General features: G+C 53.1%; 13 protein-coding genes, 1 tRNA gene and 1 pseudogene. 8 read left to right on the top strand and 7 right to left on the bottom strand.

Features of this window, described 5'->3' with window-relative positions; genetic code table 11:
* Positions 1 to 22: 22 nt before the first annotated feature.
* From acs to BSZ31_RS15935, 4 genes are all read left to right on the top strand, one after another.
* On the top strand, positions 23 to 2005 hold the full coding sequence (acs, locus tag BSZ31_RS15950; protein ID WP_105029577.1) for an acetate--CoA ligase: 1983 nt from the start codon (positions 23 to 25) through the stop codon (positions 2003 to 2005).
* Positions 2006 to 2117: 112 nt separating this feature from the next.
* Entirely contained in the window at positions 2118 to 3395 is a 1278-nt protein-coding gene (locus tag BSZ31_RS15945) for a VC_2705 family sodium/solute symporter (RefSeq protein ID WP_105029576.1), read from the top strand.
* A 2-nt stretch (positions 3396 to 3397) separates the two neighbouring features.
* Positions 3398 to 4171, top strand: coding sequence for a hypothetical protein (locus BSZ31_RS15940; RefSeq protein ID WP_105029575.1), 774 nt, complete (start codon positions 3398 to 3400; stop codon positions 4169 to 4171).
* Between the two features lie 60 nt (positions 4172 to 4231).
* Positions 4232 to 4321 (top strand) — tRNA-Ser (locus tag BSZ31_RS15935).
* A 189-nt stretch (positions 4322 to 4510) separates the two neighbouring features.
* Here the strand turns inward: BSZ31_RS15935 and BSZ31_RS17870 are convergent.
* Complete coding sequence (locus tag BSZ31_RS17870; RefSeq protein ID WP_369907275.1) at positions 4511 to 4705, bottom strand: type II toxin-antitoxin system RelE/ParE family toxin; 195 nt, start codon at positions 4703 to 4705, stop codon at positions 4511 to 4513.
* A gap of 54 nt (positions 4706 to 4759) precedes the next feature.
* Positions 4760 to 4993 (bottom strand): CopG family transcriptional regulator, encoded by a 234-nt coding sequence (locus BSZ31_RS15925; RefSeq protein ID WP_105029573.1) that lies wholly within the window; start codon positions 4991 to 4993, stop codon positions 4760 to 4762.
* A 181-nt stretch (positions 4994 to 5174) separates the two neighbouring features.
* Between BSZ31_RS15925 and BSZ31_RS17865 the strand changes: the two are divergent.
* Positions 5175 to 5770 (top strand): annotated as a pseudogene (locus tag BSZ31_RS17865) (DsbA family protein).
* 89 nt (positions 5771 to 5859) lie between these two features.
* A complete protein-coding gene (locus BSZ31_RS15915; protein WP_105029572.1) occupies positions 5860 to 7191 on the top strand; it encodes an NAD(P)H-dependent oxidoreductase in 1332 nt (443 codons plus the stop codon).
* On the opposite strand, the gene BSZ31_RS15910 is transcribed toward BSZ31_RS15915, so the two are convergent.
* Entirely contained in the window at positions 7188 to 7604 is a 417-nt protein-coding gene (locus tag BSZ31_RS15910; RefSeq protein WP_105029571.1) for a hypothetical protein, read from the bottom strand. The two genes, BSZ31_RS15915 and BSZ31_RS15910, sit on opposite strands and share 4 nt — an antisense overlap.
* Before the next feature lie 172 nt (positions 7605 to 7776).
* Between BSZ31_RS15910 and BSZ31_RS15905 the strand changes: the two genes are divergently transcribed.
* A complete protein-coding gene (locus BSZ31_RS15905; RefSeq protein WP_146106729.1) occupies positions 7777 to 8307 on the top strand; it encodes a hypothetical protein in 531 nt (176 codons plus the stop codon).
* Between the two features lies 1 nt (position 8308).
* Here the strand turns inward: BSZ31_RS15905 and BSZ31_RS15900 are convergent, their stop codons facing one another.
* From BSZ31_RS15900 to BSZ31_RS15890, 3 genes are all read right to left on the bottom strand, one after another.
* Positions 8309 to 8743, bottom strand: a complete 435-nt coding sequence (locus tag BSZ31_RS15900; RefSeq protein WP_105029569.1) for a VOC family protein — start codon at positions 8741 to 8743, stop codon at positions 8309 to 8311.
* A gap of 106 nt (positions 8744 to 8849) precedes the next feature.
* Positions 8850 to 10820 carry an alkyl/aryl-sulfatase gene (locus BSZ31_RS15895; protein ID WP_105029568.1) on the bottom strand — a complete coding sequence of 657 codons (1971 nt, stop codon included), beginning with the start codon at positions 10818 to 10820 and terminating at the stop codon, positions 8850 to 8852.
* 92 nt (positions 10821 to 10912) lie between these two features.
* The gene (locus tag BSZ31_RS15890) at positions 10913 to 12319 is read right to left on the bottom strand and encodes a sodium-dependent transporter (RefSeq protein ID WP_105029567.1); all 1407 of its coding nucleotides are present in this window, start codon (positions 12317 to 12319) and stop codon (positions 10913 to 10915) included.
* Between the two features lie 42 nt (positions 12320 to 12361).
* On the opposite strand from BSZ31_RS15890, the gene BSZ31_RS15885 reads away from it, so the two are divergent.
* Entirely contained in the window at positions 12362 to 12991 is a 630-nt protein-coding gene (locus BSZ31_RS15885; protein ID WP_240605735.1) for a class I SAM-dependent methyltransferase, read from the top strand.
* Positions 12992 to 13000: 9 nt separating this feature from the next.
* On the opposite strand, the gene BSZ31_RS15880 is transcribed toward BSZ31_RS15885, so the two are convergent.
* The gene (locus BSZ31_RS15880) at positions 13001 to 13201 is read right to left on the bottom strand and encodes a heavy-metal-associated domain-containing protein (RefSeq protein ID WP_105029916.1); all 201 of its coding nucleotides are present in this window, start codon (positions 13199 to 13201) and stop codon (positions 13001 to 13003) included.
* Positions 13202 to 13378 lie beyond the last annotated feature (177 nt).

The following is a 13378-nucleotide window of genomic DNA, read 5'->3' as shown; positions in this document are numbered from 1 at the left end:
TAAGTAACCCTTGGAGGACAGGATGTCATCGATCGAATCAGTGTCACACGAAACGCGAGTGTTTCAGCCCAGTGCCGACTGGCAGCGCAGCGCCGCAATTGGCGGTATGGAGGCTTACAAAGCCTTGTGCAAAGAAGCTGAAACGGATTTCGAAGGTTTTTGGGCTCGTTTGGCCAAAGAAAACCTGCAGTTTGCAAAGGCCTACAACCAGGTATTGGATGAATCCAACCCCCCATTCTACAAATGGTTTACTGGTGGCGAATTGAATGTTTCTGCCAACTGTTTGGACAAGAACGTGGATGCTGGCTTGGGTGACAAGGTTGCCTTGATTTTTGAAGCCGATGGCGGCGAAGTGACCAAGGTGACTTACAAGGAATTGCTGGCCAAGGTAAGCCGCATTGCCAATGGTCTGAAAAGCCTGGGCGTGAAGAAGGGAGACCGCGTTGTTATTTACATGCCCATGAGCGTGGAAGGTGTTGCGGCCATGCAAGCCTGTGCGCGTATTGGTGCAACCCACTCCGTGGTGTTTGGTGGTTTCTCTGCCAAGGCCTTGCAGGACCGTATTGTGGATACAGGTGCGGTGGCGGTGTTCACTGCCGATCAACAAGTGCGCGGTGGCAAGCAGTTGCCCCTGAAAGCGATTGTGGATGAAGCGCTAAGCCTGGGTGGCTGCGACGCTGTGAAGAATGTAATTGTGTACAAACGCACAGGTGCAGATGTGGGCATGCAGGCTGGCCGGGATGTGTACATGCACGAGTTGGCTGACAAGCAAAGTGATGTGTGTGCGCCTGAAGTGGTGGATTCCGAGCACCCACTGTTTATTCTCTACACCTCAGGCTCTACCGGTAAGCCCAAGGGTGTGCAGCACAGTTCAGCTGGTTATTTGCTGTGGGCCATGCTCACCATGAAGTGGACATTCGACATCAAGCCCAATGATGTGTTTTGGTGTACGGCCGACATTGGCTGGATTACCGGCCACACCTACATTACCTATGGCCCGTTGGCCGTAGGCGCTACTCAAATCGTGTTTGAGGGCGTGCCCACATATCCGAATGCCGGTCGTTTCTGGGAAATGATTCAGCGCCACAGCGCTACCATTTTTTACACCGCACCCACAGCGATTCGTTCATTGATCAAAGCCTCCGAGGCTGATGAGAAAGTGCACCCAAAGAGCTACGACCTGTCGAGCCTTCGTTTGATGGGCTCCGTGGGCGAGCCGATCAACCCCGAAGCCTGGATGTGGTACTACAAGAATGTGGGTGGCGAAAAGTGCCCTATCGTTGATACCTTCTGGCAAACCGAAACCGGTGGCCACATGATCACGCCACTGCCCGGTGCCACACCCCTGGTGCCTGGTTCATGCACATTGCCACTGCCCGGCATCATGGCGGCGGTGGTGGACGAAGTGGGTGGTGATTTGCCCAACGGCCAGGGCGGCATTTTGGTGGTGAAGCGACCATGGCCTTCGATGATCCGTACCATTTGGGGCGATCCCGAGCGTTTCAAGAAGAGCTACTTCCCTGAAGAATTGGGCGGCAAGTTGTACCTGGCCGGTGACGGCGCTGTGCGCGACAAGGACAGCGGCAATTTCACCATCATGGGTCGAATCGACGATGTGCTGAACGTCTCGGGACACCGCATGGGCACCATGGAAATTGAAAGCTCTCTGGTGGCCAACGAATTGGTGGCCGAGGCCGCAGTGGTGGGTCGCCCTGACGAATTGACCGGTGAAGCGATTGTGGCTTTTGTGGTGTTGAAGGGTGATCGCCCTACGGGTGAAGCCGGGCAGAAACTGGCCATGGACTTGCGCAACTGGGTTGGAAAAGACATTGGCCCGATCGCCAAGCCCAAGGAAATTCGTTTCGGCGACAACCTGCCCAAAACACGGTCAGGCAAAATCATGCGTCGTTTGTTGCGCAGCCTGGCCAAAGGTGAGCAAATTACGCAAGACACCTCCACCCTGGAGAACCCGGCCATTCTGGATCAATTGGGCAAGCCGCTTTAATTGAACCGGCCCCTTCCTTGAACCGGGAAGTGTTGGCAATCCTGAAAACCAGTTCCACTTCGGTGGACTGGTTTTTTTCGTTTGAAACAATCAAGTCACCGGGAGTAAATTTATGAGTTTCACGCTCAGCCTGACCCGGTTTTTCTCGGTGCTTACCTTCGGCTTTTTGGTGTGCATTGCTGGCGCCGCCATTATGGAGGACTACGGCATAGGCCGGCAGTGGATTGGTTACTTTTTCATTTTCGTCACGCTGGGTGCTTATGCGGTGATCGGCCTGCTCAGCCGCACCTCGGACATGCACGAGTACTTTGTGGCCTCGCGTACCGTACCCTCGGTGTACAACGGCATGGCCACAGCTGCAGACTGGATGAGTGCGGCCTCCTTTCTGGGGGTGGCGGGCACCTTGTTCTACAGCGGTTTTGAAGCCTTGGCCTTGCTGGTGGGTTGGACTGGCGGTTTTGTGCTGATCGCCTTGCTGATTGCGCCCTACCTGCGCAAATTCGCTTTTTTCTCCGTGGGCGATTTTTTGGCCACCCGCTATGCCGGACCTGACAAGGGCAGGGCAGTGCGCCTGATTTGTGTATTGATCACCGTGAGTATTTCTTTCGTGTACGTGATTGCGCAAATTTACGCGGTGGGTTTGATTACGTCGCGCTTTGCCGGTGTCGAGTTTGGTATCGGTGTGTTCTTCGGACTTGCCGGTATTTTGGTGTGCTCTTTCTTGGGTGGCATGCGGGCGGTAACCTGGACCGCAGTTGCGCAATACATTGTAATGATCGTCGCCATGATGGTGAGCGTGGTGGCCTTGATCGGGTTTACCGGCAAAGGCGACACCGAGCGTTTTGTGGATGGTGGCCCCACCAGTTTTCCCGAGTATGTGCGGGCGCAGGAACGTAAATTTTTTGCCGACCCTGCGGAAGCCGAGGTGCGCAGTGTGTACCTGCGGGAAGCGGATCGTTACCAGTTGTTGATTGATACCCTGCCTTCATCTTGGGCGGAAGGCTATGAGGCACGCCGTAAAAACCTGGAACTGGCGCGTTACGACGGCTCGACGTTTCAAGAAATCAAAGCAGCCGAGCGGGTGCTGACCAGCTACCCCAAAGACCCCCAAGATGCCAAACGCAAATGGAGTCAGGAAAAGCAGCGTTACCTGGACAAGGTGAAAGCCAGCGTGCCGCATTTTGGATCGGTCAAAGACGATTCCGGCTTGTCGAATTCCCGGGCCTTGATCAGTTTTCTGGCAGTGGCTTTTACCCTGATGTGTGGGACCGTTGCATTGCCCCACATCATTATGCGGTTTTACACCACACCGAATGCGTCACAAACCCGGTGGTCGGTGGTGTTTGCCTTGGGTTGTATTTTGGTGATTTATCTGGCTTCGCCTGGTTAAGTGTGATCGCCAAGGTGGTGGTGTACGAAAACCTGGTGGGATTGAGTTACAACGAGATTCCTAACTGGATTGCAGCGTGGTCGCGGGTAACTCCCGGGCTGGCCACCTTGCAGGACGTGAACCAGGATGGTGTGGTTCAGTTTGCAGAAATCGGTTTGAGCCCCGATATTTTGGTGTTGATTACGCCTGAAATTGCGGGCATGCCGTTTTTTCTATCAGGCTTGATTGCTGCGGGTGGCCTTGCTGCCGCATTGTCGACCGCCGATGGCCTGTTGCTGGCGATTGCAGGCAGTTTGTCGCATGACCTGTATTACCGGGTGCTCGACCCCGAGGCCACCGCACAGCGCAGGGTGACCATGTCAAAAATTGCGTTGCTGAGCGCGGCGCTGATGGCCGCCTGGATTACCAGTTTGCAGCCAGGCAATATTGTGGTGTTGGTGGGCTCTGCATTTGCTTTGGCAGCCTCAAGCCTGTTTGTGCCACTGGTGGCTGGTATTTTCTGGAGCGGTGCTACCCGCCGTGGGGCCTTGTGGGCCATGGGCACAGGGTTTCTCAGTTCAAGCCTTTGCCTTGCACTGACCAATTCATCGTTCATGGCTTTGTTTAATCTGGATGCTGTGCAAATTGGGGGTTTGAGCGGCGTGGCCAGTGGTGTGTTTACCATTCCTTTAAGCGCATTGGCCATGGTGGTTGCCTCCCTGTTGGGTGGGCGCAAAGACGAAGCACCCGCTGTAATGCGTGTGTTGCGGCTGCCCGAATCGGAAGGAAAAGTGTGATGCCGAGAGAATGCACTGGATACCCAAGGCGATTCTTTGCTATACTCTCGCGCTTACCGCGGAGAGATGGATGAGTGGTTTAAGTCGCACGCCTGGAAAGCGTGTATAGGTTAATAGCCTATCGGGGGTTCGAATCCCCTCTCTCCGCCAGAAATTACAAAAAGCCCTGAACCGAGTTCAGGGCTTTTTTCATTTCCGCGCTGGAGAGAAGCAAAGTCCCTGCGGACTTTGCGTGGGGGATTCGAAGCTTTTCGCCTGTAAGCGAAAAGCCGGGAGAATCGACCGTGCAAGAGACGAGCGTGAGTGAGGCTCGCGGCAGGGGCCTTAAGGTGCAAAGATTCAGTTGGTGTTGTAAACCCCCGATCGATGTCCGACCTTGATTACCGTAACAATCAATTCAGAGTTTTTAATCTCATAAATAATTCGGTAATCGCCACAGCGCACTCGATACAGGTCTGATCCATTGAGTTTTTTGCATTCTTCTCCTCTGGGATTGATGGCGAGGCCATCAATTTTTGAAAGGATTTTTCGCACGTCTTGGTTCGGAATACTACGCAAGTCTTTGGCAACAGATTTTTGAAGACGATTTTAAATTTTGCCATGCTTCTTTAAGTCGTTAAGCAAGGCTTCATAGCTGATTTCAGGCTCAGACAAACGATTTGAGTAAGTCTGAAGATCTTCTTGATCTTCTTTCATGAAAAGACGCACTGCCTCGTCAACCAGCTCCGACAACGATTGTTGAGAGCTGGCTGCCTTGACTCGAAGGGCTTGGTGTATGGTTGGGTCAAAATAAACTGTCGACCTTTTTGACAGGTTGCTCACGGTTACACTCCTTTTAACGCGCTATAACATTATAACGTTGTAACGTTAATGTGCCATCACTACTCTAAGGTAATATTGACTGAGAAACAGGTATTGCTTGCAATCCGATGAGCAGAGTTCAAACTTGCAAAATGGCAAACTAACGCCAGCAGTTTTCAGCATTCAAACCAGGAGTACCCCCATGTCGACTACACCCATCAAAATTCAGGTCTGGACCGATTTCGTGTGCCCGTTCTGCCTGCTTGGTGAAGCGATCATCGAAAAAGCCATTGAGGGTTTAGAAGTCGAAATTGAGTGGATGCCGTTCGAGCTTCGACCCTACCCAACACCCACCTTGAAGCCCGAGGATGAATACCTGCCACGCGTGTGGAAGGCGTCGGTGTACCCCATGGCCGAACGCCTGGGTGCGCCCATTCAACTGCCCACGGTTTCCCCGCAACCCTACACACGCAAAGCATTCTTGGGGCTGCAATATGCAAAGCAACAGGGAAAGGGCAACGAATACACGACCGCCGTGATGAAGGCGTTTTTCAGCAAAACCTGAACATTGGTGAGGATCAGGTACTGAAAAACATTCTTGCAAATCTGGGATTGAACCCGGCGGGACTCGATGAGTTTGTCAACTCGCCTCTAGCCAACGCGCAGCACGATGCTGATTTGCAATATACAAAACAGCTTGGCATTCAAGCGGTGCCGTCGCTGGCGGTAGGCAAACAGTTTTTCTCGGGTGTGCCCAGTGTGCAGGCCTTGCGGGATGCAATTCAGCGCGAGAGGTAATTGCCTGTCCTAGGGATACTGCGGGTTTTCCGTGCCTGTGTGCACGGGTTATTCTGTGGGCAAATACTGCATCCACCTAAAAGGCTTTCATGAATTTATTCTCCAAGCTTCAGCAGCGTGCTACTGAGGGCAAACCCCTGCGTGTCGGCATGATTGGCGCGGGCAAGTTTGGCTCCATGTACCTTTCTCAGGTACCGCGTACACCCGGCATTCACATGGTGGGCATTGCTGACTTGTCCCCGGCACGGGCGAAAGCTGCACTTCAAAATGTGGGCTGGAAAGAAGAAAGCTATGCAGCCAACTCCTTGGAACAAGCCGCCAAACAGGGCAACACTGCGATTATTGACGACGGCATGAAGCTGATTGAATCGCCCTTTGTCGACATCATCATCGACTCCACGGGTAACCCGGCTGTGGGCATTGCCCATGTGCTGGCCTGTTGTGAATTTAAAAAACACATTGTGATGGTGAATGTGGAAGCCGATGCACTGGCAGGCCCCTTGCTGAAACGCAAGGCCGATGAAGCTGGCATTGTGTACTCACTGGCTTATGGCGACCAGCCTGCACTGATTTTTGAAATGGTGGATTGGGCGCGGGCCGCTGGTTTTTCTGTCGTGGCCGCGGGCAAAGGCACCAAGTACTTACCCACCTACCATGAAAGCACGCCTGACACCGTGTGGAACCACTATGGTTTAACGGCGGAAGACGCAGCCAAAGGCGGCATGAACGCGCAAATGTTCAACAGCTTTCTGGATGGCACCAAAAGCGCGATTGAAATGGCAGCCGTGGCCAATGCCACAGGCCTTGCAGCCCCCAGTGGCCTGAAGTTTCCGGCAGTGGGTGTGGATGATTTGGCGCGAATCTTGAAGCCACGTGAACACGGCGGCATTCTGGACCAACGCGGGCAGGTGGAGGTAATTTCCAGTGTTGAGCGTGACACACGCCCCGTGTTTCGCGATCTGCGTTGGGGCGTGTATGTGACCTTCGCTGCCGACAGTGAATACGTGGCCCGCTGCTTCAAGGAATACGGCTTGATCACTGACCCCAGTGGACAGTACTCCAGCATGTACAAACCCTTTCACCTGATTGGTCTGGAATTGGGAATTTCGGTGGCGTCCATCGGTATTCGCGGCGAAGCCACGGGCGCACCCATTTGCTGGCATGGCGATGTGGTGGCCACTGCCAAGCGTGATTTAAAGGCGGGTGAATTGCTGGACGGTGAGGGTGGTTACACCGTGTACGGCAAGCTGATGCCTGCACAGGAATCGCTGGCCTTGGGTGGATTGCCTTTGGGCTTGGCACATGGTGTGAAATTGCTCAAACCCGTGAAGGCCGGGCAAGCCGTGAGCTGGAGTGATGTGGCGTTTGATGCCAATTCCACGGCGGTGAAGTTTCGCCGTGAAATGGAGCAATCGTTTTAGAGAGGTTTGGCAAAGTCAGTGTTGGCGGGCGCCTGGCCTGGCTTGTTCAAAGCCACGCGGATCTCGTTTTGGTATTGCCACATGGCGCCAGTGATCATGTCGGTGATGCCCAAATCAATCAATGCACCACCGGCCACCCCTGCTGTGCTGGCACTGCTGACCAGGCGAATTGTTTTGTCTTCATAGCCGGGCGCCTTGCAGGCCACAATGATGTCGTCCCTGTCTTTGCCCACCGTGATGCTGTTTTCTTTTCCGGTTACCACGCCAAGCTCGCCTTCGCCGTCCCTGCTCAAGGTACACACGGTTTGCTGGGGCTCCATTTTAAAAATAAGCGTTTGACTGGTGCCTTGAGTAATCGAAGCGCAGCCCGTACAAAGAACGGCAGCCATCAAACCGAATTGACGAATCCCCATAGTCCCCTCGCATGGTGTTATTGATTGGACACCATGCTAGGCATGTTATTGCTCTACGCCAATCTGCTGAATGTTGTAATCAAATTGACTACTCTGTTTATAGGATATATCCCGTAAGGCGAAGGGTTTAAATTGCTTCAACAAGTTCAAAGACATTGGGGGAGAACAAGCGATGGCGACAATACTTCGGGGGTTTTGTACATCATTGGCGGTGGCCGGAATTTTGGCAGTGAGCATGAGTGTGGGTGGATGCGGTGCCTTAAACAGCATGGGCGATGCCGTGGGCCATGGCATTGCTTCGCGCATGCTGGCCAAGCATGTTGGCCAGCCCTACGCGCCAATTCAAAATGATGCAACTTATGGAAAGTTTATTGGCGAGGAAAAACTGCCCAATGGCATGGTAGTAAAAAAGCATTTCACTGATCGCATGGACAACAACGCCATTCTTGACAACTCCCGTGAAGGAATTGGATTTGACAGCAAGAAGCGCATGGCCACTTATTTCCTGGTGGACAAGAAAGGTGTCGTGCAGGACTGGGCTTTTGGTTACGTCACCGTGGGTACGGGATTTTCACTGGGCATGGTCAGCCTCACTGAGGCGTTCAACTCCAAAGACCGCGAGGTGTACATGGACGAAGTTGACAGCGTGGTGCGCACCAAGAATGACGAGCCCTACACCGTCTGGAAAAACGCAAAAAGCTGATTTATTTGGCGAATATTTGATCCATGTTGGCGAATGCCTTGAATTCAAGCGCGTTGCCGCATGGGTCCATGAAGAACATGGTGGCTTGTTCGCCCACCTGGCCTTTGAATCGAATGTAGGGTTCGATCACGAACTTGGTGCCCGCAGCTTTCAGCCGGTCGGCCAGTTCATTCCACTGATCCATGGTTAAAATCACGCCGAAATGTTTGGCAGGCACGGCATGGCCGTCCACACTGCTGTTGGCTTTGCAGCCCACTTCTTCCGGTGCCAAATGCGCCACAAGTTGGTGACCATAAAAGTTGAAGTCCACCCAGTGTGGGGCGCTGCGGCCTTCTTCACAGCCAATCACCTCGCCATAAAATTTGCGGGCTACCTCAATGTCGGTGACCGGGAATGCAAGGTGGAAGGGCTGAAGGGTTGAATGTGTTGCGGCCATGTGAATTACCAATAAATGTGCGGTTGATCATTTACACACTATAGGGTTGTTCGGGTTTCCCGGCCAATCGTGGAAACCCGAATATTACTGACATGCCATGGGTTGGTTAAGGCGTCACAATGTTGAAGTTACCCGTTGCTTTCTCCAGCATTCCAAAAAATTGCCCCAGCTTGATTGTGCTGCCATCAATCTTGGTTTGATCGGAAAACAGCAAATCAGTCGCACCCGCCTCACCGGTCATCATGTTCAAAAAGAAGGGTTTGCTGAGTGTAAGCGTTGCTACTGAATTGTCTTCCGGCTTGCCGGCACGGTGATGCAATACGCTGTTGTTGATTCGAAGCACATAGCTTTCCTGCGTGTCGGAAAACACCAGGTTGATTTGAATGTCTTCCCCTTCCGCTTTGTCGCTGTTCAGCGCAGCGGCCATGGCTTCCAGAAAGCGCTCGGTGGGGGTGTGTTTCAGCATGTCGAGAAAGGCTGTGCGTTGAAACCCTTCGGCGTAGCCACCTTGGCGCAACTCCAGTGCACCGGTCAGGTAAAAGTTACGCCACGGCGCAGATTCTGCCATGTAGCCCATCTGGTCGAAACTTGTTGCCAGCAAGGCCTTGGCGCGTGCGTTCTCAGGGTCGGCATACACTGCATGTTTCAGCAATTCAGCAGCCCAGCGGTATTCACCTTTGTTCACAGCGTCTTCTGCTTTGTTCAGCAAAGCATCCATTCCGCCTGCCACATCCACATACCGCTTTGCCGCTTCAACCGGGGGCAAGGGGTTCAGGTTGGCGGGGTTTGCATCAAACCAGCCCATGTAAAACTGGTACACCGCTTTCACATTGTGTGACACGGTGCCGTAGTAGCCGCGCCCACTCAGAAAGTTGTTCAAGGCCGGTGGCATTTGAACCTTCTCTGCAATTTCCATGGAGGTGTAGCCCGCATTCATGTGCCGCACAGTCTGGTCATGAATGAATCGGTACACATCGCGTTGTTTTTCCATGAAGCTGCGCACATTGTCGGCTCCCCACACCGGCCAGTTGTGCTGGTGAAACATCACTTCGGCATCGCCTGCGTAGGCAATGGCTTCATCCATGTAACTGGCCCACTTCAGGGCATCGCGCACTTTGGCGCCACGCGGGGTGTACAGGTTGTGCAAGGTGTGGCCAAACAGTTCTGCACTGCCAAAGGCTTTCAGTGTAGGCAGGTAAAACACGAATTCGGAGGGCGCTTCACTGCCTGGCACGTTGTGGAACATGAATTCAAGGCCGTCGAGCACGTGGGTTTCTTTGGCTTCTTTCACCACCAGCGTAGGCTGTAGTATGCCCACCTTGCCGTAGGCCACGGCTTTGCCCAAGCCGTTGTCAATCAAACCTTCCGGGCTGCGGGGCAGGCGTTTGCCGTACATGTAGATTGACCTTCGTGCCATGGCCATGCCCACCAGCAGGTTTTCACTGGTGGCTTCCTCCATAAAGCCAATCGGGGCCACAACAGGTATGTTGCGTGCAGCCACTTCTTCGGCACTGAGCACACCCAGTGCACCCCCAAAATGGTCCACGTGGCTGTGGGTAAATACAATGGCGGTTACTGGCTTGTCGCCCAGGTGTTTGCGTGCAAAAGCCATGGCGGCGCGCGCTGTTTCCTCGCTGGTCAGCACGTCCACCACAATCCAGCCGGTATCGCCTTCAATCAAGGTCATGTTCGACAGGTCAAAGCCGCGCAACTGATAAATGCGGTCAGCCACCTTGTACAGGCCAATTTGATTGTTCAGGCTGGCTTGCCGCCACAGGCTGGGGTTCACCGTGCTGGGGGCATTGCCTTCAATGAAATTGAATTCGTCGTAATCCCAAATGACTTCGCCGGCATCGTTGAGTACTTTGCCTGTGGGCTTTGCGATTAAACCTTTGCGCGCATCGGCGTTGTTGGCTGGGTCTGCAAGGTCGGTGTTTTTGGCCACTTCAGCGTGAAAAGCCTGTGTGAAAGGGCTTGCCGCACTGTTGGGATCGACTGAGGTGGGGGTTTTTGAACAGGCTGCCATCAAGGCAGACGTGCCCATGAAAAGGGCAGCCAAGACCAGGTTTGTTTTCATGCTGTCTCCGGAATATTTTTTGATTTTCCTTATTACAGCACAAAAGTGGCATTAAGCGTGTCAGTAATTCAGTGGATCGCCGGTGGTGACGATCAACTGAAAAACTTGTTGATTACCGTGACAACAAACACAGTGGCCAGAATCAACGGGATCCAGAACGCAATCGCAAAGTGGGTGTAGCGCTCAAGCCAACCGCTGGCAGCATTTTTATTGCTGGTCAGCATTTCAGCAGTCATGTTGTGGCGTTTCCATTGCCACACCACCAGCAGGCAAATCAGCAAACCGTTGAAAGGCAAAATGGTGTCGTAAAACACGTCAACCAACACGTCAAAAAGCGATTTGTTGGCACCGGAATAAAAAGCGAAATCGCTGAGCCATTTCACTTGCCCAAAAGACAAGGCGCTGAACATGGCACCTATCGACACAGCGGCAATAACAATCCCAAGTGCTGCATTGCGGGTTTTCTTGCCCTCGGCTTTCAGGGCCGCCACTGGCACCTCAATAATCGACACTAGCGAGGTAATGGCGGCTACAAACGCCAACAGGAAGAATGTGGCTGCAATCAGGCTGGACATGGCATAACCGAATTTCGGCACCATGGCCATGAAAATATTCGGGAAAAACGAGAAGATTAAGCCCACCGAAGAATCGCTCAGTTCGCTGGGGTTGGTGTTGGGGTAAATGGCGAAAATTGCGGGCAGGGTCATGAGGCCCGCCACCAGCGCCACGCCAGTGTCGGTGCAGGCCAGCATTTTGGCCGACTGCACCAGGTTGTCTTGTTTGCGCAAATACGAACCATAAGTAATCAAAATGCCCATGCCCAGCGACAGCGAAAAGAATGCTTGTGACAAGGCACCGTTGACCACACTCCAGGTAATGCGGTCCAGTTGCGGTGTGAAATAAAACTTCAAACCGGCAGTGGCGTTGGGCAAGGTGAGTACAAATACCGCCAGGCCAATCAGCATGATGAATAGCATGGGCATGAGCACACGCGACGCTTTTTCAATACCATCGCGCACCCCACCTTTGAGCACAACAATGACCATGCCAATGACCGCCGCAAGGCAGGCAAATATCCATGGGCTGGTGATGAAGCCGCCAAAATAGACAGGGGTGGCCAATTGGTCCAGTTTGCCCATCAGTACCAGCAGGAAATAGCCCAGCAACCACACTGTGAGTACGCTGTAAAACACGGCAATCATGAAAGGTGTGATCAACGACAAAGCACCAGCCAGCACCCAGGCTTTGTTGTTTCTGGAAACCTGCCTGAATGCTCCCAAAGGGTTTTGGTTGGTGGCGCGGCCCAAACTAAGCTCGGCGAGAATCAGCGGCAGGCAAATGGCAATGACGAAAAAAATGTACAGTAACAAGAATGCACCGCCACCATTTTTGGCTGCGGCCACAGGAAAGCCCACCAAATTACCAATGCCCACGGCTGAACCGGCTGCGGCCAGCACAAAGCCGATCTTGGATGAGAACTGATCTGGGTTGTTTTGCATGGTGGCGACGTTTCCTGAATACAAAAGGACAAAAAATTGGGATTGTTAGCCAAATTATACGACCGACACGTATTGCCTACTTTGCTTGATTTCGCCTGCGGCATGAAAGCCATCAACAGGCAACGCCAGAAAGTGGTACCCAAAGCCACGGGGCTGGTGCTTGAAATTGGTATCGGTACCGGGTTGAACATGCGCCACTATGACGCTGGCAAAGTTCAAAAAATCATTGGCCTGGACCCTGCCATGCAAATGCATCGCCTGGCGAAAAAACGCATCGATCAAACCGGCCTGAGCGTAGAGCTTATGGGGTTGCCCGCCGAGAAAATTCCATTGCCCGATGCAAGTATCGACACCATCGTCATGACCTACACCCTGTGTACCATTCCAGAGCCCGTGCAAGCCTTGAAGGAAATGCGCAGAGTGTTAAAGCCGGGCGGTAAGTTGCTGTTTTGCGAGCATGGCGCGGCACCGGATGAAAAAGTGCGCACCACGCAGAATCGTTTGCAACCCGTGTGGGGAAAACTGGCGGGGGGTTGTCACTTGAACCGGGACATTCCCGCTTTGCTCAGGGAAGGCGGGTTTTTGGTGGATGACATTGAAACCATGTATGTGCCGGGCCCCAAGGCGTTCACGTACAACTACTGGGGCCAGGCATACTGCGAAGCTGCTTGATCTTTTGAATCAGGCTTGCAGGGTGGCGGGGTAACCGGCCTGGCTGACAATCGTGGCCAAGGTGTGTCCGTCCAGACGAGAATCAATTTCTACCTGTTTGTTGGCGACATCGACCTGCACCTGTGCCTGCGGGTCTTTGGCCAATACGGCCTGTTTCACATTGGCGGCACATCCGCCGCATTTCACTTTTTCTACACTCAAGGTAATCATGTTTTGCACTCCAGTTGGGGTTAAACGCAATTCTAATGCATGTACTTTCCCGGGCAATCGCCATGGCGGTGTCATGAAGACTCTCCCATTGAATTGAACACATGGGTATCCTGAAGCTTCCAATCATGGTAAGGTCAAGGCATTGACCTTGACATGGTGTTAAGGTTGAAAATGCTT

The sequence above is a fragment of the Limnobacter sp. SAORIC-690 genome, assembly GCF_002954425.1.
Classification (GTDB): Bacteria; Pseudomonadota; Gammaproteobacteria; order Burkholderiales; family Burkholderiaceae_B; genus Limnobacter; species Limnobacter profundi.
The sequence above is the reverse complement of the archived record's forward strand: the minus strand, read 5'-3'. Positions and strand labels throughout refer to the sequence as shown.